The sequence below is a fragment of the Streptomyces sp. KMM 9044 genome (assembly GCF_024701375.2).
GTDB lineage: Bacteria > Actinomycetota > Actinomycetes > Streptomycetales > Streptomycetaceae > Streptomyces.
On record NZ_CP113910.1, the window covers coordinates 5,693,070 to 5,715,415 of the forward strand.

Sequence of the window (22,346 nt, forward strand, 5' to 3'; positions counted from 1 at the left end):
CACAATGCCCGTGTGAACGCCGTCAGCGCCAGCGTCCTCCGCGCCGCCGCCCGTCTGGCGCTCCCCGTAGGAGCGCTCGCCGCCGTCGCCGGAGCCTTCGCCTACGTCGGGGCGGTGGACCCCAACGAGCCCGGGCACTACTCCGCCTGCCCGCTGCTGCGCCTCACCGGCCTGTACTGCCCCGGCTGCGGCGGACTGCGCAGCGCGCACGCCGTCGCCCACGGAGACCTCCCGGCCGCCCTCCAGGCCAACGCGCCCGCCGTTCTCGGCTACGCGGCCTTCGCCGTCCTCTGGGCCGTGTGGGTTTTCCGCGCGGCGCGCGGAAAACCCACACGCATCGACCCCACACCGGTGTTCCTGTGGTCCCTGGGGGCGTTCGTGCTGGTCTTCACGGTTGTCCGGAACCTGCCGTTCGGTGGCTGGCTACATCCTTGATCAACGGGTGAACGTCCAGGTAGGGGGACCGGCGTCAACCGGATGTGAGGCGTACCCCCTGCTGCGGATACCATCGCAGTGACCACCGGTTCCGTCCGGCGACCCGCCCGTCAGGACGGGGAACGCCCCGAGGACGGAAACGAACGCACTGAAGACGGACCGTCTGGAAGGGGGCCCTCGCGTGAGTGTGCTCGACGAGATCATCGACGGAGTCCGTGCCGACCTCGCGGAGCGGCAGACACGGGTCGGCCTCGACGAGCTCAAGGAACGCGCGGCGAAGGCTCCCGCGGCCAAGGACGGCGTGGCCGCCCTGCGCGGCGAGGGCGTCAAGGTGATCTGTGAGGTCAAGCGCTCCAGCCCGTCCAAGGGTGCGCTCGCCGCGATCGCCGACCCGGCCGGACTCGCCGCCGACTACGAGGCGGGCGGCGCGGCCGTCATCTCCGTCCTCACCGAGCAGCGCCGCTTCGGCGGCTCGCTCGCCGACCTGGAGGCGGTCCGCGCGCGGGTGGACATCCCCGTCCTGCGCAAGGACTTCATCGTCACCTCGTACCAGCTCTGGGAGGCACGGGCGCACGGTGCCGACCTCGTCCTGCTCATCGTCGCCGCCCTCGAGCAGCCCGCCCTCGAATCGCTGATCGAGCGCGCCGAGTCCATCGGACTCACCCCGCTCGTCGAGGTGCACGACGAGGACGAGGTCGAGCGCGCGGTCGACGCCGGCGCCAGAATCATCGGGGTCAACGCGCGCGACCTCAAGACCCTCGAGGTCGACCGCGGCACCTTCGAGCGGATCGCCCCCGAGATCCCCGGCCACCTCGTCAAGGTCGCCGAGTCCGGCGTCCGCGGCCCGCACGATCTCATCGCCTACGCCAACGCCGGCGCCGACGCCGTCCTGGTCGGCGAGTCCCTGGTCACCGGCCGCGACCCGAAGACCGCGGTCGCCGACCTGGTGGCGGCCGGCGAACACCCGGCACTGCGCCACGGGCGCGGCTGACCCCGGCCAGGCCCTGTCGCCATACTCCCGCCCGCCTTGCGACGGGATGCGTACTCCCGCCGCACCGGGCCCCGGCCCGAGTACGTCCAGTACCAGGACCGGGGCCCGGCACACCGAGAGCACGCTCCCCCAAGCTCTCGGCTTCGCTCGAGCGGGGACCCATCGGCAGGGGGACCACCATGACGCCGCCAGACCCGCCCTCCGGGCGGACGACGCGAACGTGACGACAGGGCCTAAGCTTGGCACCGATGACCCTCCCGATCACCCTGGCGACCAGGGACCCGTACGCGCGGCTCGCCCGCGGCTGTCGTCCGCGCGGCTGCCGGGCCCCCGCACGCCGCGTGCACGGCCGCCGGGTGCGCTACGTCATCGGTGACGAACCCGGCCAGGTCAACGGCATGCGATGGCAGCACCCCGCCCGCAGGGGCGGGGAGCCGTGCCCGAACACGCGGCTCCACCGCGCGGACACGACCGGCCACGTCCGGCCCACAGCGGCCTGACCACCCCCGCCCCCACGGCGACCAGTGCCCGAACACCACTCACCGTGAGGATCACGCATGCCCAGCGACTTCTTCATTCCCGACCCGGAGGGCCGAACCCCCAGCGCCGAGGGCTACTTCGGCGCGTTCGGCGGCAAGTTCATCCCGGAGGCGCTCGTCGCCGCCGTGGACGAGGTCGCAGTCGAGTACGACAAGGCCAAGGCCGACCCCGAGTTCGCCCGTGAACTCGACGACCTGATGGTCCACTACACCGGCCGCCCGAGCGCCCTCACCGAGGTGCCCCGGTTCGCCGGACACGCCGGCGGCGTCCGGGTCTTCCTCAAGCGCGAGGACCTCAACCACACCGGTTCTCACAAGATCAACAACGTGCTCGGCCAAGCCCTGCTCACCCGGCGCATGGGCAAGACCCGCGTCATCGCCGAGACCGGCGCCGGCCAGCACGGCGTCGCCACCGCCACCGCCTGCGCCCTGTTCGGCCTCGACTGCACCATCTACATGGGCGAGATCGACACCGAGCGCCAGGCCCTCAACGTGGCCCGGATGCGCATGCTCGGCGCCGAGGTCATCGCCGTGAAGTCCGGCAGCCGCACCCTCAAGGACGCCATCAACGAGGCGTTCCGGGACTGGGTCGCCAACGTCGACCGCACGCACTACCTCTTCGGCACCGTCGCCGGACCCCACCCCTTCCCCGGCATGGTCCGCGACTTCCACCGCGTCATCGGCGTCGAGACCCGCCGCCAGTTGCTGGAACGCACCGGACGGCTGCCCGACGCCGCGATCGCCTGCGTCGGCGGCGGTTCCAATGCCATCGGCCTCTTCCACGCCTTCATCCCGGACACCTCGGTCCGGCTCATCGGCTGTGAGCCGGCCGGACACGGCATCGGGAGCGGCGAGCACGCGGCCACCCTCACCGCGGGCGAGCCCGGCATCCTGCACGGCTCGCGGTCCTACGTCCTCCAGGACGACGAGGGCCAGATCACCGAGCCGTACTCCATCTCGGCCGGGCTCGACTACCCGGGCATCGGACCCGAGCACTCCTATCTCAAGGACTCCGGCCGCGCCGAATACCGCGCGGTCACCGACGAGGCCGCCATGCAGGCCCTGAGGCTGCTGTCGCGCACCGAGGGCATCATCCCGGCCATCGAGAGTGCCCACGCGCTGGCCGGTGCCCTGGAGGTCGGCAGGGAGCTGGGCAAGGACGGGCTGATCGTCGTCAACCTGTCCGGCCGCGGCGACAAGGACATGGACACCGCCGCCCGCCACTTCGGCCTGTACGACACCGACAGGACCGTCGCCGCCGACGCGGACGCCGGCACCGCCGAGATCGAGGGGGACGCCAAGTGAGCGGGAACGTGAAGCTGCTGGACGACACCCTCGCCGCGGCGAGGTCCGAGGGCCGGGCAGCGCTGATCGCCTACCTTCCGGCCGGGTTCCCGACCGTCGACGGCGGCATCGACGCCGTCAAGGCCGTCATCGACGGCGGCGCCGACGTCGTGGAGGTGGGCCTGCCGCACAGCGACCCCGTCCTCGACGGGCCCGTCATCCAGACCGCCGACGACATCGCGCTGCGCGGCGGCGTGCGGATCGCCGACGTGCTGCGCACGGTCCGGGAGGCCCACCGGGCCACCGGGAAGCCGATTCTCGTCATGACGTACTGGAACCCCATCGACCGCTACGGCGTCGAGCGGTTCACCGCCGAACTCGCCGAGGCGGGCGGCGCCGGCTGCATCCTGCCCGACCTGCCCGTCCAGGAATCGGCACTGTGGCGGGAGCACGCCGCCAAGCACGGGCTCGCCACCGTCTTCGTCGTCGCGCCCAGCAGCAGGGACGAGCGGCTCGCCGAGATCACCGCGGCGGGCAGCGGCTTCGTCTACGCCGCTTCCCTCATGGGCGTCACCGGCACCCGTGAGTCGGTCGGAGCGCAGGCCGAGGAACTCGTGTCACGCGCCCGGGCGAGCCGCGCCGACCTGCCGGTGTGCGTCGGGATCGGCGTCTCCGACGCCACCCAGGCCGCCGAGGTCGCCCGCTTCGCCGACGGCGTGATCGTCGGATCGGCCTTCGTCAAGCGGTTGCTGGACGCCCCCGACCGGGCCGCGGGCCTCCAGGCCGTGCGGACACTCGCGGGCGAGCTGGCCGAGGGCGTGCGCGGCCGGACGTGACGGCGACACGGATACCCAAGCCCCGGCAGAAGTGCGGTAGTTAGTCATACGGGTCGCTCGTACGGGTGGACCTGGGGCCGGGGAGGCGCGTTGCGCCTCCCCGGTTCGTTCTGAGGGGTGTGAGCGAGAAGAACCGTGAGGGAAAGCGCACCGCTCGTGAGCGGCTGGCGGTCGAGCGCGAGAAGCAGAAGTCGGCGGACAGGAGGCGCCGCACCCTGACCGTGGGTGCGAGCGTGGTCTGTGTCCTGGCACTCGCGGCGGTGATCGGTATCGTCGCCGCCAACGCGGGCAAGGACGAGGGCAGCGAGGAGGCAGGCCCGGTGGTGGCGCCCTCGGGGGCGCTGGGCAAGGACGGCCTGGCCATCCCCGCCGGCAAGGAGAGCGCCCCGTCCACTCTCACCGTGTGGGAGGACTTCCGCTGCCCTGCCTGCAAGTCCTTCGAGCTGGCGTACCGGCCGACGCTCCACGAACTGACCGGGTCCGGCCAGTTGGAGATCGAGTACCACCTGGTCACGCTCATCGACGGGAACATGGGCGGCACCGGCTCCCGCAACTCCGCCAACGCGGCGGCCTGCGCCCAGGACGCCGGAAAGTTCACCGAATACCACGACGTGCTGTTCGACAACCAGCCCCCGGAGCCGGACGACGCCTTCGCCGACAACGCCAAGCTCATCGAGCTGGCGGGCAAGATCGAAGGCCTCGACACCCCCGCCTTCCGCAGCTGTGTGGAGGACGGCACACACAACAGCTGGGTGGCGAAGTCCAACGAGGCCTTCCAGCAGGGCGGCTTCTCCGGCACACCGACCGTCCTGCTCGGAGACAAGAACATCTACCAGGACCGGTCGATGACCCCGGCGAAGCTCAAGGAGATGGTGGAGGAGGCCAATCGGCAGTAGGGCTGCGCGCCTTCCCGTTATGGACCCGTAGCCGGGCCGCCCACCGTGCGGTCGGTCCGGCACGGTAGCGTCGACCCTGCCATGGAACTTGCCTACATTCCCAGCCCGTCGAGCGGGGTGCTGTACCTCGGCCCCGTTCCGCTTCGCGGCTATGCCTTCAGCATCCTCGCCGGTCTCTTCGTCGCCCTCTGGATCGTCGACCGCCGGTGGGTGGCACGTGGCGGCCAGAAGGGCACCGCCTGGGACATCGCGTTCTGGGCCGTCCCGTTCGGCCTGGTCGGCGGTCGCCTCTACCACGTGATCACCGACTACCAGCTCTACTTCGGTGAGGGCCGGAACCCGGTCGACGCCTTCAAGATCTGGGAGGGCGGCCTCGGTATCTGGGGCGCCGTCGCGCTGGGCGCGGTGGGCGCCTGGATCGCCTGCCGGCGCCGGGGCATCGCCCTGCCGCCGTACGCCGACGCTCTGGCCCCCGGTCTGGTGCTGGCACAGGCGATCGGACGCTGGGGCAACTGGTTCAACCAGGAGCTGTACGGGCGGGAGACGGACCTTCCCTGGGCGCTGCACATCACGTCCACGGACGGCGGTCGGGTACCGGGGCACTACCACCCGACGTTCCTGTACGAGTCGCTGTGGTGCGTGGGTGTCGCCCTGCTGATCATCTGGGCGGACCGCCGCTTCAAGCTCGGACACGGGCGGGTGTTCGCACTGTACGTCGCCGCGTACTGCGCGGGCCGGTTCTGGATCGAGTACATGCGCGTCGACGAGGCCCACCAAGTCCTGGGTCTGCGGTTGAACAACTGGACCGCGTTGATCGTGTTCGTGCTCGCGGTCGCGTACTTCGTGGTGTCGGCGAAGCTGCGCCCGGGACGCGAGACCGTGGTGGAACCGGGCGCGGCAGACGGTTCCGCCGGGGGCGACGAGCCGGAGGCCGTCGGTAAGGCGGGCTCTCCGGAGGCGGAGCGGGAGAAGGAAGAAGCCGAGCCGAAGAAGCCGGACACCGAGTCCGGGGCGGGCACGGGCCCGAAGGAGGACGGTGGCGACGGCAAGGCGGCCAAGGACGCCACCGAGCCGGGTGACGCGAAGGACGAGGATGCCGAGGCGGAGACGGCCCAGGCAGATTCCGGGGACAGGGATCCAGCGGACACGGGCTCCGGGTCTGCGGAGTCCGGGGACGCGCGGTCCAAGGACGGGGCCGGGTCGGCGAAGAAGAGCTGACGGTCTGCCCGGTCGGCCGTTCTGCCGCTGACCGGCGGCCCGCCGCACAGGTACGACGCCGTGGGGCGCCCGGGCTCTCCGGACGCCCCACGGCGTGTGTGCGGGAGCCTCAGACGCGGCGGGCCAGGGAGAGAACCCGCTGGGCGGCCGTCACCACCGCCGCGTCGACGAAGCGGCCGTCGGACAGCGCCTGGGCGCCCTTCTCGTCGGCCGCCGCCTTGACGACCGCCTCCGCCCGTTCGATCTCCTCCTCCGTGGGCAGGTAGGCGCGCTCGATGACCGGCAGCTGACGCGGGTGGATGGCGGCGCGGCCCAGAAAGCCCAGGGCGCGACCACGGGCGCAGGAGGCGAGGAGACCGTCCAGGTCGCGGGTGTCGGGATGGACGGACTGCGCGGGCGGGGCCAGACCCGCCGCCCGCGCGGCGACGACCACGCGGGAGCGGGACCAGTCGAGGCCCGCGTCCTCACGCACGCCCAGGTCGGTCCGCAGGTCCTCCTCACCGATCGAGATGCCGCACATGGTGGGTGGGCCGGGCCGGGTCATGGGCGGGAGGCCTCCAGACGGGTCAGACGGGCCAGGGTGTCGAAGCCGACGCCGTTGAAGTCGCTGACGGAGGTGGCCAGCCGGTTCTTCAGCGGGGCCGTCCAGCGTTCGGGAAGCGCGGCGGGGGAACCGGCGAGCAGGGCGGCGATGCCGCCGGCCGTCGCGCCGTTCGAGTCCGTGTCCCAGCCGCCGGACACCGCACGGCAGACGGAGCTGGTGAAGTCGCCGTCCGCGTGGGTGAGGGCGGCGGCGATCAGGGCGGTGTTGGGGACGGCGTGCACCCAGTGGATACCGGCGTGCAGGGCGTGGAGCCGGTCGACGACGGTGTCGAAGTCGTCGTGCTCGTGCGCCAGCCGGACGGCCTCGCGCACGGCGCGGGCGAGCCGGGAGCGGGGCGGTACGACGGTGAGGCCGGCGCGCAGGCAGGCGCGGATGTCGGGGGGGCCTGTGCCTGTGCCTGTGCCCGCGGCGGTGGCGATGACGGCCGCGCCGAACATCGCGGCGTGGACGCCGCCCGCGGTGTGCGTGAGGGTGGCGTCGCGGTGGGCCTGTTCGGCGGCGCCCGCCGGGTCGCCGGGGTTGGTCCAGCCGTGCACGTCGGCGCGGATCAGGGCGCCGATCCACTCGCGGAACGGATTGCGGTGACGGGCGGTGCGCGGGGGTTCGATGCCGTCGAGGAGGTTGCGGTAGGCGATGCGCTCGGCCGTGAAGGCGCGGCCCGCGGGGAGTTCGTCCAGCCAGAGCCGGGCCACGTCGGTGGTGGTGAACGCCTTGCCGTACCGCTGGAGCAGCAGCAGGTTGAGGAGCGGGTAGTCGAGGTCGTCGTCCTCGGGCATCCCGTCGATGTTCTCGGCGAGGGAGGTGGCCGCCGAGCGGCGGTTCCAGGGGTGGCGCGCGGCCAGCTCCCCGGGGACTCCGCGGGCGGTGAAGTAGCCGTTCAGAGGCCAGTTTCCGGTGGCCCGGGCGAGTTGTCGGATGCCGTCGAGGGGGAGCTTCTCCACCGGCTTGCCGAGCAGGCAGCCGACGGCACGGCCGAGCCAGGCGGCTTCGAGACGGCCGGTCTCGGGATGCCCGGTCACGAGGTCGGCTTCGAGCTGGTCAGGGGCGGCCGGGGGAGTGGCGTCGACGGGTGGAGGCCACTGAGGGCACAGGGACTTGATGGCCTCGAGGTCCGTCGGTTCGTCGTCCGCCAGGCCGCTGGGCAGGTCGGCGAGTTCGTCCAGGAGGTCCCCGGCCAGCAGCCGGAGGTAGCCGGACGCCGGCCGCGGGGAGGCGCCCGCGCGGGGCGGGGCCGCGGGGCCGCCCGCCGCGTGCCACCGGGCCGCGACGGCGGCGACGGCCGTGGCCGCCCGGCCGTCCTGGGCGGCCTGGCGCAGCTCGTGCCCGATCAGGTCCTCCGGCTGGACCCAGGTCAGTCGGAGCATCCCGCGCCTCCCAGCTCGGCGAACGCCCTCTCGTGTGCCCCGCGCCGGGACACGTCGCGCGCGAAGACCTCACGGGCCACCTCCGTCAGCGTGGCCGCGGGTTCCAGGAGGTCGAGACGGCTGGCCTCCGCCACCGTCTTCGCCCAGTCCTCGGGGACCGGCGAACCGAGGGCGCCCGTCACGGCGCCGGCCATCGTGGCGATGGAGTCGCAGTCCCGGCCGTAGTTCACCGCGCCCAGCACCGCATGCCGGAAGTCACCACCGGCCACCACCACCATGCCCAGTGCGACCGGGAGTTCCTCGATCGCGTGCAGCCGCGACGGACGGCGGGCGCCCAGCGAGGGAGAACGGTAGTCGGGGCCCACGGTGTCGTACGGGGCCACCGCCTCCCGCAGCGGGCGCAGTGCGGACGCGAAGTCCGTGTGATGGGAAGCCACTTCGCAGACCCGCTCGATCGCCGTCCTCGTGCCGTCTTTCGCCAGGGACAGGCAGGCCGCGACGACCGAGGCCGGTGTCGCCCCCGGTACGCACGCCGCCGCCACGGCCGCCGCCAGGACGCCCGCCGCCTCCCGGCCGTACGACGACTGGTGGGCCCCCGCGACATCCAGCGCCTCGGCGTAGGCGCCCGCCGGGTGGGCCGCGTTGACCAGGCCGACCGGGGCCATGTACATCGCGGCACCGCAGTTGACGATGTTTCCGACGCCCGCCTCGCGCGGGTCGACATGGCCGTAGTGGATCCGGGCCACCAGCCACTTCTCCGCGAGGAAGATCCGCTGCAACGGGAGTGCCTCCGCCTGCAGCTCCGGGATCCAGCGCGGGTGCGTCATCAGGTCCGGGACCAGGTGGTCGGCGACGGCGTGGGCGTCCAGATGGTCCCGGACCCGCGCGTACACCCGGACCAGGGCGTGCGTCATGAGGGTGTCGTCGGTGACGTGGCCGTCGCCCTTGTGATATGGGGCGATGGGGCGGGCGGTACGCCAGGCGTCGCCGTTCCAGGGGCCGACGACGCCGTGGACACGCCCGCCGTGGCGCTCGGCGATCTGCTCGGGGGAGTACCCCTCCACCGGGCCGCCGAGCGCGTCGCCGACGGCAGCGCCCACCAGCGCGCCGGTGATCCGCTCGTCCAGGGAGGCGCCCTGGACCTGCTTTTCCTGCTCTTTGAGCGTCATGCCCGAATCATCCTCCGGGGGGAGGCGGTTGCGCCGCTTCCAGGAGTCCGGCGAGTTCCACCAGGTCGGTGCCGGTGAGCCGCGGGAGCGTGCAGCCGGAGAGGGTGCGGCAGCTCTCCCGCCAGGAGTCGGGGATCGCCGCGCCGCCGCCGAGCGCGCCGGTCAGCGCGCCGACGAGGGCGGGCGCCGAGTCCGCCACCCGGGACAGACAGGCCGCCGCGGGGACCGCCTCCGCGATGCGGCCGTGCGCGGCGGTCGCCAGCGCGAGGGCCACGGGGACGGTCTCGGCGGCGGCAATGCCGTAGCTGTAGACGTGGTCGACGATCTGGTGCTCCAGGGGCGGTACGAGAGCGAAGACGCCGTCGGCGTCCGCGGCGAGCCGCAGCGCGTGCCGGGCGTTGCGGCCGATCTCCGTCTCCTCGGGCAACTCGGCGACCGCGGCCGCCACGCATGCCTCCACGCCCGCTCCGGCCAGCGCGAGGGCGACGGCGGCGGCCATCGCGCGGGCGCCGTGCACGCCGTCGCCGTCCTGGGTGTAGCGGGCGTCGAACTCGGCGAGTGCGGCGGCGCCTTCGGGGTCGCCGGGATGGGCCACGGCCAGGACGCAGGCCCGTACACAGGCCGCGTCGTCGAAGTAGTGCGGGTTGTCGTGGCCGGTGGCGGGCGGGCGCAGACCTGCGGCGAGATTGCCGAGCCCGGCCCGTACGGAGATACGGGCGCGCAGCGGGAGGACGGCCGACTCGATCTCCGGCGCCCGTTGCGCTGCCGCGGCGACCTCGCCGGCCGCGGCGTTCCACGTGAGGTCGATGGCGGCCCGGGTACGGCGCTCGCGGCTCAGGTCGCCGAGCGCGCCGTCGTCACCGGCCCGCAGGACCGCCTCGGCGGCGAACACCGCCCACTCGGCGTCGTCGGAGGGGCCGAGGCGCAGGGGTTCCGAGGGCTGGTTGAGGGCGATGGGCACGGGAAGGGTGGTGGTCGCGTTCCGCTCGGCGAAGGTGTCCAGCTCCCGGGTGAGGCGCCGGGTCCACTCGGGCATCCGGGCGGCACGGTGCCGTGCGGCGGGCCAGCCGGCGGCGTCTCCGGCGGCGAGGCCGAGGAGGAGACCTTCGATGCGGGGTGCCTGCGGCGGCGGGGCGAGGGGTGCGGCGCGGGTCCGGCGGGCTGTGGGGGCCTCGGTTTCGCCTTCGGCGCGGTGCTTTCCACCCGCACCGCCCGTGCGGGGTTCGCGGCCGGGTGCGGGTGGCCCCGGTGGGGCCTGGCCGTCGGTGGCGGCTCCGGGGGAGCCCTCGGGGCGGGAGGTCTCGGTCGTGCCGGTCGTGCGGGGTTCGCGGTCGGACGGGGGTGGCCCCGGTGGGGCCTGGCCGTCGGTGGCGGCTCCGGGGGAGCCCTCGGGGCGGGAGGTCTCGGTCGTGCCGGTCGTGCGGGGTTCGCGGTCGGACGGGGGCGGACCTGGCGGGGGGTTCTCGGCGGGGGATGCCGGGGGGTGTTCCGGCGGTCGGGCCGGTGGTGTCGATGTGGGTACCGTTGCCGGCGGGGAGAGAGTCATGACGGGGTCTCCGTGGTGTTGTCGGCCGCTGTCGGGGTGAGCAGGTCCGCGATGCCCAGGACGTGGTGGCCCGCCATCGCCGGGAGACAGCTGCCGCGGGCCGGGCCGATGGAGGCCGCCCATGCCTCCGGGATGGCGGCGGCACCCCGGGTCGCGCCCGCGAGGGCGCCCGCCACGGCCGCCGTGGTGTCCGCATCGCGGCCCATGTTGACGGCCGTCAGCACCGACTGCCCGAAGTCCCCGTCCGCCGCCGCGTAGGCTCCGAAGGCGAGGGCGACGGCCTCCGGGGCCAGGTCGGTCCAGGGGTAGCCGCCGATCACGACCGCGGAGCGGACCGCGCGTTCGCCCCAGTGGGCGGCGGTGACGGCGCGGCGCAGGGAACGGGCGGTCCAGGAGTCCTCCGGCACCAGGGCCAGTGCGGTGGCCACGACGGTGACCACCGGCGCTCCCGTCATCGCCGCCGCCACGCCCGCCGCCACCGCCTGGCCTCCGTAGATGCCCTCTCCGTCGTGACTGACCGAGCCGTCGATCGCCGCCAGCCGGGCCGCCTCGGCGGGACGGCCGGCCGCGAAGACGCCGTGCGGTGCCGCCCGCATCGCCAGCCCGTCGCTCCAGGCGTGGCGGTGCTGCGCGGAGACCGGGGCGGCCAGCCCCCGGCGGAGGTTCTCCAGGGTGCCGCGCTCACTGAAGCCGGCCCCGCGGAAGCGCCCCTCGGAGCGGTCCGCGATCCACTCGTGCCAGGCCGCCCCGACCTGCGCCGGGGTGAGCGCCGCCCCGTGCCGGGCCAGCAGCAGGCCGGAGAGGATCGCGTACTCGGTGTCGTCCGTGCCCGCGGGGTGCTCCGCCACGTACCCGGTGATGCGGCCCCACCGGGCGCGGATCTCGGACGGTTTCATGTTCTCGGCCGGGGCGCCCAGCGCGTCGCCGACGGCCAGGCCGAGCAGCGCGCCGCGTGCCCGTTCGCGGTGCCCGAGACAGTCCCCGGGCACCGGGGCCGAGGGCATGCGGGCGGTCGACGTCATACGCGGCTCTCCTCTCAGGGGCGCCCCGAGAGGCGCGAAGCCCTTTACGGAACTGTCCCCGGTGTGATGTCCGACACAGCCCCACAGGCCCCGGTGTCACCCGGTCGACATCTGCGCGGACCTTCCCGCACGCGAGCGGCGGAATTGGCGAAACCGCAGGTTAGAGCAGCCTTTCCGGGTTGGCGGGAGAGGGTTCGGAGGCATGGATTGGATATAGTCAAAAAATGGAAACTGTCTAAGTTTGGGCCTGCGTCGGTTGACGCCGTCGTCGGCTTCGCAGGCGCTTTCGCGAACTCCCTGGGGGACGGCATGGCGATCACCGAGACCGAGGCGACGCTGCACGAGGCGCACCGCGACAACCACACGCACCGCGATGTCAGCGGCGGCTGGCTGCGCCCCGCCGTGTTCGGCGCGACGGACGGCCTGGTCTCCAGCCTCGCGCCGATGACCGGCGTCGCGGGTGGCTCGGTCGGGCAGCAGACCATCGTCATCACCGGTCTCGCGGGCCTGGCGGCCGGCGCCTTCTCCACGGCCGCCGGCGAGTACACCTCCGTCGCCTCCCGGCGCGAGCTCGTCGAGGCCGAGCTGGACGTCGAGCACCCCAAGCACCCCAAGCACCCCAAGGGCGAGGAGGCCGAACTCGCCGCCCTCTACGGGGCCCGGGGCGTCGAGCCGGAACTCGCCGCCGAGGTGGCCCGGCAGCTGTCGCAGGACCCCGGACAGGCGCTGAAGATCCACGCCCGCGAGGGACTGGGCATCGACCCCGGCGCTGCCCTCGCCCACGGTGGCCGCGGCCTCCGGCTTCGGCGCCTTCGCGCTCGGTGCGCTGCTCCCCGTCCTGCCGTGCCTGCTCGGCGCGAGTGCCCTGTGGCCCGCCGTACTGGTGGCGCTGCTGGGGCTCTTCCTGTGCGGCGCGATGGTGGCCCGGGTGACCGCGCGGACCTGGTGGTACAGCGGCCTGCGGCAGCTCGCCCTCGGTGGTGCGGCGGCCGGTGTGACATACGTCCTGGGCACACTGCTCGGAACGGCCGTAGGATGAACCGGCCCGGACGACTGTGCCGGCCCGGCCTGGTACCGCTGCCCCGACCGGGCGCCGGTACGGACACCCCGGCTCCGCTTCTGCGCGAGTGACCGCGCAAGTAGCTGTTACTCGTTGGTTTCGACCGCGTGACGACCGGGCATGAGCCGAAAGCACTGTGGGCAATGAGGCTCACGGCGCAGCCGCGGGAGTGGGCGAAGACGCCTGCCCCCGCCCTCGGACCGGCGGGCACCGATCTGCCCGCCCCGGTCCCCCAGCTTCCATCGCCAGGCGCGGAACCCCCGCCGTGACCTGCATGGTGTCCACATGGTGGAACGGAATGTCCCGCTCACCGGGAACCGATCCATCGTGTAACCTGCACGAAATTTTGCAGTCACGCAGAGGGCCAACGTCGTCCCTCGGCACTTTGCACATGCCATATGACGACGACGGGAGAGCCGATGCGTACGCCGCGCCAGCCGTCCCAGCATTCCGCGCAGGGCCGGAACTGGTCCTTCATGGATGCTCGCCCTGCTCCGCAGGGCATGTACGACCCCCGCGACGAGCACGACGCCTGCGGCGTCGGCTTCGTCGCCACTCTCACCGGCGAGGCGTCCCACACCCTGGTCGAGCAGGCCCTCACCGTCCTGCGCAACCTGGAACACCGCGGCGCCACCGGCTCCGAGCCGGACTCCGGTGACGGCGCGGGCATCCTCTCCCAGGTTCCGGACGCCTTCTTCCGCGAAGTGGCCGGATTCGAACTGCCCGAGGCCGGCGCCTACGCCGTCGGCACCGCCTTCCTCCCCGCGGACGCCACCGACGGGACCGCCGCCCGCATCGAGGAGATCGCCGCCGCCGAGGGCCTGACCGTCCTCGGCTGGCGCGAGGTGCCCGTCGCGCCCGACCTGCTCGGCGCCACCGCCCGCTCCACGATGCCGGTCTTCCGCCAGATCTTCGTCACGGACCACGCGTCCCGGGGCATCGACCTCGACCGCACGACCTTCGTGCTGCGCAAGCGCGCCGAGCGCGAGGCGGGCGTCTACTTCCCGTCGCTGTCCGCGCGGACCATCGTCTACAAGGGCATGCTCACCACCGGTCAGCTCGAGCCCTTCTTCCCGGACCTGTCCGACCGCCGCTTCGGCTCCGCGCTCGCCCTGGTGCACTCCCGGTTCTCCACGAACACCTTCCCCTCGTGGCCCCTCGCACACCCCTACCGCTTCGTCGCCCACAACGGTGAGATCAACACCGTCAAGGGCAACCGCAACTGGATGCGCGCCCGCGAGTCCCAGCTGGCCTCCGAACTGTTCGGCGCCTCCGCCGACCTCGACCGGATCTTCCCCGTCTGCACCCCCGACGCCTCCGACTCGGCGTCCTTCGACGAGGTCCTCGAACTGCTGCACCTCGGTGGCCGCTCCCTGCCGCACTCGGTACTCATGATGATCCCCGAGGCGTGGGAGAACCACGGATCCATGGACCCCGCACGCCGTGCCTTCTACCAGTACCACTCCACGATGATGGAGCCCTGGGACGGCCCCGCCTGCGTCACCTTCACCGACGGCACCCGGGTCGGCGCCGTACTCGACCGCAACGGCCTGCGCCCCGGCCGCTACTGGGTCACCGACGACGGCCTCGTCGTCCTCGGCTCCGAGGTCGGCGTCCTCGACATCGACCCCGCGAAGGTCGTCCGCAAGGGCCGCCTCCAGCCCGGCCGCATGTTCCTCGTGGACACCGCCGAGCACCGCATCATCGAGGACGACGAGATCAAGGCCCAGCTCGCCGCCGAGCACCCCTACGCCCAGTGGCTCGAAGCCGGCGAGATCGACCTGTCCGACCTGCCCGAGCGCGAGCACATCGTGCACACCCACGCCTCGGTCACCCGCCGCCAGCAGACCTTCGGCTACACCGAGGAAGAGCTGCGCGTTCTGCTCGCCCCGATGGCCAAGGCCGGCGCCGAGCCCATCGGCTCCATGGGCACCGACTCGCCCATCGCCGCCCTCTCGGACCGCCCCCGGCTCCTCTTCGACTACTTCACCCAGCTGTTCGCCCAGGTCACCAACCCGCCGCTGGACGCGATCCGCGAAGAACTGGTCACCTCCCTGCGCAGCCCGCTCGGTCCCCAGGGCAACCTGCTCGAACCGAGCGCCGCGGCCTGCCGCACCGTCGTCCTGCCCTTCCCCGTCATCGACAACGACGAGCTCGCCAAGCTCATCCACGTCAACGCCGACGGCGACCTGCCCGGCTTCAAGGCCGCCACCCTCTCCGGCCTCTACCGCGTCTCCGGCGGCGGCGACAGCCTCGCCGCCCGCATCGACGAGATCTGCGCCGAGGCCGACGCCGCCATCGACAACGGCGCCCGCCTGATCGTCCTGTCCGACCGGCACTCCGACGCCGAGCACGCGCCCATCCCGTCGCTGCTGCTCACCGCGGCCGTCCACCACCACCTCATCCGCACCAAGCAGCGCACCCAGGTGGGCCTCCTCGTCGAGGCCGGAGACGTCCGCGAGGTCCACCACGTGGCCCTCCTCATCGGCTTCGGCGCCGCCGCCGTCAACCCCTACCTGGCGATGGAGTCCGTCGAGGACCTCGTCCGCGCCGGCACCTTCCTGCCCGGCATCGAGTCCGAGAAGGCCATCCGCAACCTCATCCACGCCCTCGGCAAGGGCGTCCTGAAGGTCATGTCCAAGATGGGCATCTCCACCGTCGCCTCCTACCGCGGCGCCCAGGTCTTCGAGGCCGTCGGCCTCGACGCGGAATTCGTCGAGAAGTACTTCCACGGCACCGCCACCAAGATCGGCGGCATCGGCCTCGACGTCGTCGCGAAGGAGGTCGCCGCCCGCCACGCCAAGGCGTACCCCGTCACCGGCATCGCCCCCGCGCACCGCGCGCTCGACATAGGCGGCGAGTACCAGTGGCGCCGCGAGGGCGAACCGCACCTGTTCGACCCCGAGACGGTCTTCCGCCTCCAGCACTCCACGCGCTCCGGCCGTTACGACGTCTTCAAGCAGTACACCGACCGCGTCAACGAGCAGTCCGAGCGTCTGATGACGCTCCGCGGCCTCTTCGGCTTCACCTCGGGCCGGGGGCCGATCCCCCTCGACGAGGTCGAGCCGGTCTCCGAGATCGTCAAGCGCTTCTCCACCGGAGCCATGTCGTACGGCTCCATCTCCCAGGAGGCGCACGAGACTCTCGCCATCGCCATGAACCAGCTCGGCGGCAAGTCGAACACCGGTGAGGGCGGCGAGGACCCGGAGCGCCTGTACGACCCGGCCCGCCGTTCCTCCATCAAGCAGGTCGCCTCCGGCCGCTTCGGTGTGACCTCCGAGTACCTGGTCAACGCGGACGACATCCAGATCAAGATGGCCCAGGGTGCCAAGCCCGGCGAGGGCGGCCAGCTGCCCGGCCACAAGGTCTACCCGTGGGTCGCCAAGACCCGCCACTCCACGCCCGGTGTCGGCCTCATCTCCCCGCCGCCGCACCACGACATCTACTCCATCGAGGACCTCGCCCAGCTCATCCACGACCTGAAGAACGCCAACCCCGAGGCGCGCATTCACGTCAAGCTGGTCTCCGAGGTCGGCGTCGGCACCGTCGCCGCGGGCGTCTCCAAGGCACACGCCGACGTCGTGCTCATCTCCGGCCACGACGGAGGTACCGGCGCCTCCCCGCTGACCTCCCTCAAGCACGCCGGCGGCCCCTGGGAACTCGGCCTCGCCGAAACCCAGCAGACCCTGCTCCTCAACGGCCTGCGCGACCGGATCGTCGTCCAGACCGACGGCCAGCTCAAGACCGGCCGCGACGTCGTCGTCGCCGCCCTCCTCGGCGCCGAGGAGTTCGGCTTCGCGACCGCCCCGCTGGTCGTCTCCGGCTGCGTCATGATGCGTGTCTGCCACCTGGACACCTGCCCGGTCGGCATCGCCACGCAGAACCCGGTCCTGCGCGACCGGTTCTCCGGCAAGGCCGAGTACATCGTCAACTTCTTCCGCTTCGTCGCCGAAGAGGTCCGCGAACTCCTCGCCGAACTCGGCTTCCGCTCCGTCGAGGAGGCCGTCGGTCACGCCGAGGTCCTCGACGTCACCCGCGCGGTCGACCACTGGAAGGCGCAGGGCCTCGAACTCGCCCCGCTGTTCCACGTGCCCAACCTGCCCGAAGGAGCCGTCCGCCACCGGACCGTCACCCAGGACCACGGCCTGGCGAAGGCCCTCGACAACGAGCTGATCAAGCTCGCTGCCGACGCCCTCGCCGCCGACGGCTCCGGCGAGGCCCAGCCCGTCCGCGCCCAGGTCGCCATCCGCAACATCAACCGCACCGTCGGCACCATGCTCGGCCACGAGGTGACGAAGAAGTTCGGCGGCGCCGGCCTGCCCGACGACACCATCGACATCACCTTCACCGGATCCGCCGGTCAGTCCTTCGGTGCCTTCGTCCCGCGCGGCATCACGCTGCGCCTGGAGGGCGACGCCAACGACTACGTCGGCAAGGGCCTCTCCGGCGGCCGGATCGTCGTGCGCCCCGACCGGGGCGCCGACCACCTCGCCGAGTACTCCACCATCGCCGGCAACACCCTCGCCTACGGCGCCACCGGCGGCGAGATGTTCCTGCGCGGCAAGGTCGGCGAACGCTTCTGCGTCCGCAACTCCGGCGCGCTCGTCGTCTCCGAGGGCGTCGGCGACCACGGCTGCGAGTACATGACCGGCGGCCAGGCGGTCGTCCTCGGCGAGACCGGCCGCAACTTCGCGGCCGGCATGTCCGGCGGCACCGCCTACGTCATCGACCTCGACCGGGACAACGTCAACCCCGGCCACCTGGACGCCGTCCACGAACTCGACGACACCGACCGCGCCTGGCTGCACGACGTGGTGCGCCGGCACCAGGAGGAGACGGGCTCCACCGTCGCCGCCAAGCTGCTGGCCGAGTGGGGCAGCCCCGACGGAGGCGCCACCCGCTTCAGCAAGATCATCCCCAGCACGTACCAGGCAGTGCTCGCCGCCAAGGAAGCCGCCGAGCGAGCCGGACTCTCCGAGTCCGACACCCACCGGAAGATGATGGAGGCGGCGACCAATGGCTGATCCGAAGGGCTTCTTGAACCACGGGCGCGAGGTCGCCACCTCCCGCCCGGTCACCGAACGCGTCAAGGACTGGAATGAGGTCTACGTCCCCGGCTCCCTGCTGCCGATCATCAGCAAGCAGGCCAGCCGCTGCATGGACTGCGGCATCCCGTTCTGCCACAACGGCTGCCCGCTCGGAAACCTCATCCCCGAGTGGAACGACTACGCCTACCGCGAGGACTGGTCGGCGGCGAGCGAGCGTCTGCACGCCACCAACAACTTCCCGGAGTTCACCGGCCGCCTGTGCCCCGCTCCGTGCGAGTCGGCGTGCGTGCTCGGCATCAACCAGCCGCCGGTCACCATCAAGAACGTCGAGGTCTCGATCATCGACAAGGCGTGGGAGACCGGCGACGTCGCCCCGCAGATCCCCGAACGCCTCTCCGGCAAGACCGTCGCCGTCGTCGGCTCAGGACCGGCCGGCCTCGCCGCCGCCCAGCAGCTGACCCGGGCCGGCCACACCGTCGCCGTGTACGAGCGGGCGGACCGCATCGGTGGCCTCCTGCGGTACGGCATCCCCGAGTTCAAGATGGAGAAGCGGCACATCAACCGCCGTATCGAGCAGATGCGCGCGGAGGGCACCAAGTTCCGCACCGGTGTCGAGATCGGCCGGGACATGCCGGCCACCGCGCTGCGCAAGCGCTACGACGCCGTCGTTCTCGCCGTCGGCGCGACGGCCGCACGCGACCTGCCGGTGCCGGGCCGCGAACTGGGTGGCATCCACCAGGCCATGGAGTACCTGCCGCTGGCCAACAAGGTCCAGGAGGGCGACTACGTCGCTCCGCCGATCACCGCAGAGGGCAAGCACGTCGTCGTCATCGGCGGCGGCGACACCGGCGCCGACTGCGTGGGCACCGCCCACCGCCAGGGCGCCGCCTCCGTCACCCAGCTCGAGATCATGCCCCGCCCGAACGAGGAGCGGGACACCCTCTCCCAGCCGTGGCCGACCTTCCCCATGCTCTACAAGGTCACCTCCGCGCACGAGGAGGGCGGCGAGCGGGTCTACTCCGTCTCCACCACCCACTTCGAGGGCGACGAGGACGGCAACGTGCAGTGGCTGCACCTGACCGAGGTCGAGTTCGTCGACGGCAAACTCACCCAGAAGCCCGGCACCGAGCGCAGGATCCCGGCCCAGCTGGTCACCCTCGCCATGGGCTTCACCGGCACCGACCAGGACAACGGCCTGGTCGAGCAGTTCGGCCTGGAACTCGATGCGCGGGGCAACATCGCCCGCGACGCCGACTTCCAGACCAGCGTGCCGGGCGTCTTCGTCGCCGGTGACGCCGGACGCGGCCAGTCGCTCATCGTCTGGGCGATCGCCGAGGGCCGCTCCGCCGCGCGCGGCTGCGACCGTCACCTCACCGGGACGAGCGAACTGCACGCCCCGATCCGCCCGACCGACCGCTCCCTTATGGTGTGACCGGCCGCCCCGCACCGCACCACGCGGTCCGGACCGCACCGGCCCGGACCGCGCACAACGGGACCTGACGGTCCCCCCACAGAGGTCCCGTACAACGGCGTACGGAACAACAGGTGGCGCCTGCCCGCCAGTCCCCGACCGGACGAACCGGGCAGGTGCTGCCGTATGCGCCCGCACGCTCAGGGAATCCGGAAGGTCTCCCCGTACACCTGCCACGTCAGCGGCGCGGACAGCTCCAGGTTCCCCTCTCGCAGGAACCGGCGCTGGGCGGTGTCGATCCGGGACGTGTCCGCGCCCGCGTCCCGTGCCAGCACGACGGTGCGGCGCACATCGAGGAACGCCTCCAGATACGCCTTCTCGGCGCCGCCACCGCCAGGCGTCCTCGCCTTGCGCACAGCCTGCTCCCGGATGCCGTAGAAGCCCTCGGGGCCGGTGTCCGGGCCGTGCGTGACCATCGCGTCGTAGTACACGAACTGGCCGAGCGTGCCGAGGCCGTCGAGCTTCGCCATCCGCACCGCGGGCTCGAAGTAGACCCGGTCGCGCTCGGTCTCCTGAGCCGTCCGGAACGCCGGCACGCCCGCCTCGGCCCGCCAGGCATCGGTGAAGCCCGGGTCCAGACCCTCGTGCGAGTCCGTGCCGTCCACCTCGCGCAACGCCGGCAGATATCTTGCCAGGCCGTTGTCCGGGTGGTCCTCGGTGTAACGCTCGACGAGGGCGAGCAGGTCGTGGGTGCCGGTACAGAAACCGACAATGCCGGCCGTGTAGCCGTCCCCGTCACCGGTGTCCTCGATGACGCCGTAGGTCTCGCGCCAGCGCAGCGTCGAGTTCTCGGCGCTCGTCAGGATCTGCTGGGCGAGTTCCTTCTTCGCCGGGTCGGCCAGCCCCGGTGGACGGCTCGCCACCAGCCTGTCGTCCTTGGCCGACTCCGACTCGGCGCGCTCCTTGGCCAGCTCGCCCGCATGCGGCGAGGCGGACACGGCCGGGCCCCCGCCCACGGCCGCGCCGTCGGACCCCCCGGGCACCAACAGGTACACGGCCGTCGCCACCACGGGCACGGCCGCGACCAGCAGGGCTGGACGTTTCACTGGGGAACACCCCCACCCTTCAGTTCCGACACCTTGACCACCGTCAGGACGACGAGCAGCCCGAGCAGCACCAGACAGGCTCCCGCCTGCAGCAACATACGATGCCTGCCCCTGGGCACGTACGCGAAGACCGCCGCCACCGCACCGCCCGTCAGCAGCCCCCCGAGATGCCCCTCCCAGGACGTGGCCACCGCGGAGATCACCAGCCACAGCAGCAGCCCGCCCATGAACCGGTTGACCGCACGCATGTCGGCACCGATCCGGCGGGCCACCACGTAGTACCCGGCACCGAGCCCGAAGATCGCCCCGGACGCGCCCACCACGGAATCCTGCGGAGCCAGCAGCAGCACCAGCACCGAACCGCCCAGCGCCGACAGCAGGTACAGGGCGAGACAGTGGACCCGGCCCAGCATCGGCTCGACGGCCCGGCCCAGGTTCCACAACGCCACCATGTTCATGACGATGTGCAGGATCCCGAACGTGCCCCCGGTGGGTGGCAGATGCAGGAAGGCGCCGGTCAGCAGCCGGTACCACTCCCCGTTCACCAGGCCCTCCGGACGGAAGTCCCCCAACAGAGGCCCCTCGACCCACAGATAGTGACCGCCGTCCGGCCCGGACAGCCCCGCGCCCAGCATCGCGAACCGGTCCACGACCTCCGGCAGCGCCAGCTCCGCCAGATACGCCAGTACGCTGACGGCGACCAGCACGTACGTCACCACCGGCACCGCCGAGACACGGCCGCCGACGACGGTACGGGCCTGCCGTACCGACCGCATGCCCTCCTTCACACAGTCCGGACACTGGTGGCCGACGGCCGCCTCGCGCATGCAGTCCGGGCAGACGTACCGGTCGCAGCGCACGCAGCGGACATGGCACTCCACCCTGGTGTGGCGGTAGCAGGTGGTGACGGTGGACTCAAAATCCACGAGCCGGCTCCTAGCGAAGAACGGGACGGACGAGCCGGTGGGGACGGCGGCGAACAAAATATCGAACAACGGGGGAGCGCCGCGGAGGCGGGGTCGAGGTGCCGTAGCCTCGGGACCGGTTCCGGTGACCGAGAGGGGAGCGCACATGGCCGCGATCGGCCTGACCAGGATCGAGGAAACCGCGCCCAAGCTGGTCAGCCTGTACAAGACCGCAGGACACGCCGTGTCGGGACACGGGCTGGACGGCCTGCGTGCCGCGGTCTACCTCGTGATCGACTACTCCGGCTCGATGAGGCCGTACTACAAGGACGGCAGCGTCCAGGCTCTCGCCGACCGGGTGCTGGGCCTGTCCGCCCACCTCGACGACGACGGCATCGTGCCGGTGGTGTTCTTCTCCACGGACGTCGACGCCGTCACCGACATCGCCCTCGCCGACCACGAAGGGCGCGTCGAACGGATCGCGGCCGGACTCGGCCACATGGGAAGGACCAGCTACCACCTGGCCATGGACGCCGTCATCGACCACTACCTCGACAGCGGATCGGCCGAGCCGGCCCTCGTCGTCTTCCAGACCGACGGCGGCCCCGTCAACCGGCTCGCCGCACAGCGGTACCTGTGCAAGGCGGCGAAGCTCCCGCTGTTCTGGCAGTTCATCGGCTTCGGCGACCCGGACAGACGGCAGTTCGACTACCTGCGCACACTGGACGAGCTGGCCGTGCCGGACAAGCGGGTCGTCGACAACGCCGGGTTCTTCCACGCAGGCACCGACCCCCGCGAGGTGCCCGACGCCGAGCTGTACGACCGGCTGCTGGACGCGTTCCCCAAGTGGCTGGCCGACGCGCGGACGCGGGGGATCGTGCGGCCACAGCGCGGTGGCCGCGGTCCCGGATC

Annotated in this window: 15 protein-coding genes and 3 pseudogenes; 11 read left to right on the top strand and 7 right to left on the bottom strand. The window is 72.2% G+C overall.

The annotated features are described in order from the left end of the window. Positions 1-12 precede the first annotated feature (12 nt). The 7 genes from HUV60_RS25675 (at position 13) to lgt (ending at position 6,199) form a co-directional block, all read left to right on the top strand. Positions 13-435, top strand: coding sequence for a DUF2752 domain-containing protein (locus HUV60_RS25675; protein ID WP_257849576.1), 423 nt, complete (start codon positions 13-15; stop codon positions 433-435). 181 nt (positions 436-616) lie between these two features. After that, positions 617-1,426 carry an indole-3-glycerol phosphate synthase TrpC gene (gene trpC, locus HUV60_RS25680; RefSeq protein ID WP_257849577.1) on the top strand — a complete coding sequence of 270 codons (810 nt, stop codon included), beginning with the start codon at positions 617-619 and terminating at the stop codon, positions 1,424-1,426. 248 nt (positions 1,427-1,674) lie between these two features. Beyond that, a complete protein-coding gene (gene trpM / locus HUV60_RS25685) occupies positions 1,675-1,926 on the top strand; it encodes a tryptophan biosynthesis modulator TrpM (RefSeq protein WP_257849578.1) in 252 nt (83 codons plus the stop codon). A 57-nt stretch (positions 1,927-1,983) separates the two neighbouring features. Next, positions 1,984-3,270: a tryptophan synthase subunit beta gene (gene trpB / locus HUV60_RS25690; protein WP_257849579.1), complete on the top strand. Its 1,287-nt coding sequence runs from the start codon at positions 1,984-1,986 to the stop codon at positions 3,268-3,270. After that, positions 3,267-4,085, top strand: a complete 819-nt coding sequence (trpA, locus tag HUV60_RS25695) for a tryptophan synthase subunit alpha (protein ID WP_257849580.1) — start codon at positions 3,267-3,269, stop codon at positions 4,083-4,085. The genes trpB and trpA overlap by 4 nt, the downstream gene beginning before the upstream one ends. A gap of 119 nt (positions 4,086-4,204) precedes the next feature. Next, positions 4,205-4,981: a DsbA family protein gene (locus HUV60_RS25700; protein ID WP_257849581.1), complete on the top strand. Its 777-nt coding sequence runs from the start codon at positions 4,205-4,207 to the stop codon at positions 4,979-4,981. Between the two features lie 81 nt (positions 4,982-5,062). Further along, positions 5,063-6,199, top strand: a complete 1,137-nt coding sequence (gene lgt, locus HUV60_RS25705; protein ID WP_257849582.1) for a prolipoprotein diacylglyceryl transferase — start codon at positions 5,063-5,065, stop codon at positions 6,197-6,199. A gap of 109 nt (positions 6,200-6,308) precedes the next feature. On the opposite strand, the pseudogene HUV60_RS25710 reads toward lgt, so the two are convergent. The 5 genes and pseudogenes from HUV60_RS25710 to HUV60_RS25730 all read right to left on the bottom strand — a co-directional run. Continuing rightward, positions 6,309-6,725 (bottom strand): annotated as a pseudogene (locus HUV60_RS25710) (aldolase/citrate lyase family protein); the annotation flags it as partial. Between the two features lie 14 nt (positions 6,726-6,739). Further along, a complete protein-coding gene (locus HUV60_RS25715) occupies positions 6,740-8,167 on the bottom strand; it encodes an ADP-ribosylglycohydrolase family protein (RefSeq protein WP_257849583.1) in 1,428 nt (475 codons plus the stop codon). Further along, on the bottom strand, positions 8,155-9,336 hold the full coding sequence (locus HUV60_RS25720) for an ADP-ribosylglycohydrolase family protein (protein ID WP_257849584.1): 1,182 nt from the start codon (positions 9,334-9,336) through the stop codon (positions 8,155-8,157). The genes HUV60_RS25715 and HUV60_RS25720 overlap by 13 nt, the downstream gene beginning before the upstream one ends. Positions 9,337-9,343: 7 nt before the next feature. Beyond that, positions 9,344-10,882 carry an ADP-ribosylglycohydrolase family protein gene (locus HUV60_RS25725; RefSeq protein WP_269441237.1) on the bottom strand — a complete coding sequence of 513 codons (1,539 nt, stop codon included), beginning with the start codon at positions 10,880-10,882 and terminating at the stop codon, positions 9,344-9,346. After that, positions 10,879-11,904: an ADP-ribosylglycohydrolase family protein gene (locus tag HUV60_RS25730; protein WP_257849586.1), complete on the bottom strand. Its 1,026-nt coding sequence runs from the start codon at positions 11,902-11,904 to the stop codon at positions 10,879-10,881. The genes HUV60_RS25725 and HUV60_RS25730 overlap by 4 nt, the downstream gene beginning before the upstream one ends. A 309-nt stretch (positions 11,905-12,213) precedes the next feature. Between HUV60_RS25730 and HUV60_RS25735 the strand changes: the two are divergent. The 3 genes and pseudogenes from HUV60_RS25735 (at position 12,214) to HUV60_RS25745 (ending at position 19,444) form a co-directional block, all read left to right on the top strand. Further along, positions 12,214-12,943 (top strand): annotated as a pseudogene (locus tag HUV60_RS25735) (VIT1/CCC1 transporter family protein). A 440-nt stretch (positions 12,944-13,383) separates the two neighbouring features. Then, a complete protein-coding gene (gltB, locus tag HUV60_RS25740; protein WP_257849587.1) occupies positions 13,384-17,988 on the top strand; it encodes a glutamate synthase large subunit in 4,605 nt (1,534 codons plus the stop codon). Next, the gene (locus tag HUV60_RS25745) at positions 17,981-19,444 is read left to right on the top strand and encodes a glutamate synthase subunit beta (RefSeq protein WP_257849588.1); all 1,464 of its coding nucleotides are present in this window, start codon (positions 17,981-17,983) and stop codon (positions 19,442-19,444) included. Before gltB ends, HUV60_RS25745 begins: the two co-directional genes overlap by 8 nt. 179 nt (positions 19,445-19,623) lie before the next feature. On the opposite strand, the gene HUV60_RS25750 is transcribed toward HUV60_RS25745, so the two are convergent. Together HUV60_RS25750 and HUV60_RS25755 are read right to left on the bottom strand one after the other, a co-directional pair. Next, positions 19,624-20,529 (bottom strand): chitosanase, encoded by a 906-nt coding sequence (locus HUV60_RS25750; RefSeq protein WP_257849589.1) that lies wholly within the window; start codon positions 20,527-20,529, stop codon positions 19,624-19,626. Further along, positions 20,526-21,455 (bottom strand): rhomboid family intramembrane serine protease, encoded by a 930-nt coding sequence (locus HUV60_RS25755; RefSeq protein WP_257850255.1) that lies wholly within the window; start codon positions 21,453-21,455, stop codon positions 20,526-20,528. The genes HUV60_RS25750 and HUV60_RS25755 overlap by 4 nt, the downstream gene beginning before the upstream one ends. Before the next feature lie 145 nt (positions 21,456-21,600). Between HUV60_RS25755 and HUV60_RS25760 the strand changes: the two are divergent. Further along, positions 21,601-22,320 (top strand): annotated as a pseudogene (locus tag HUV60_RS25760) (vWA domain-containing protein); the annotation flags it as partial. Positions 22,321-22,346 lie beyond the last annotated feature (26 nt).

Excerpts from the sequence above, each read along its gene's own strand:
- trpM (WP_257849578.1), top strand. The coding sequence starts at position 1,675 with ATGACCCTCCCGATCACCCTGGCGACCAGGGACCCGTACGCGCGGCTC.
- trpB (WP_257849579.1), top strand. The coding sequence starts at position 1,984 with ATGCCCAGCGACTTCTTCATTCCCGACCCGGAGGGCCGAACCCCCAGC.
- lgt (WP_257849582.1), top strand. The coding sequence starts at position 5,063 with ATGGAACTTGCCTACATTCCCAGCCCGTCGAGCGGGGTGCTGTACCTC.
- HUV60_RS25715 (WP_257849583.1), bottom strand. The coding sequence starts at position 8,167 with ATGCTCCGACTGACCTGGGTCCAGCCGGAGGACCTGATCGGGCACGAG.
- HUV60_RS25720 (WP_257849584.1), bottom strand. The coding sequence starts at position 9,336 with ATGACGCTCAAAGAGCAGGAAAAGCAGGTCCAGGGCGCCTCCCTGGAC.
- HUV60_RS25725 (WP_269441237.1), bottom strand. The coding sequence starts at position 10,882 with ATGACTCTCTCCCCGCCGGCAACGGTACCCACATCGACACCACCGGCC.
- HUV60_RS25730 (WP_257849586.1), bottom strand. The coding sequence starts at position 11,904 with ATGACGTCGACCGCCCGCATGCCCTCGGCCCCGGTGCCCGGGGACTGT.
- gltB (WP_257849587.1), top strand. The coding sequence starts at position 13,384 with ATGCGTACGCCGCGCCAGCCGTCCCAGCATTCCGCGCAGGGCCGGAAC.
- HUV60_RS25745 (WP_257849588.1), top strand. The coding sequence starts at position 17,981 with ATGGCTGATCCGAAGGGCTTCTTGAACCACGGGCGCGAGGTCGCCACC.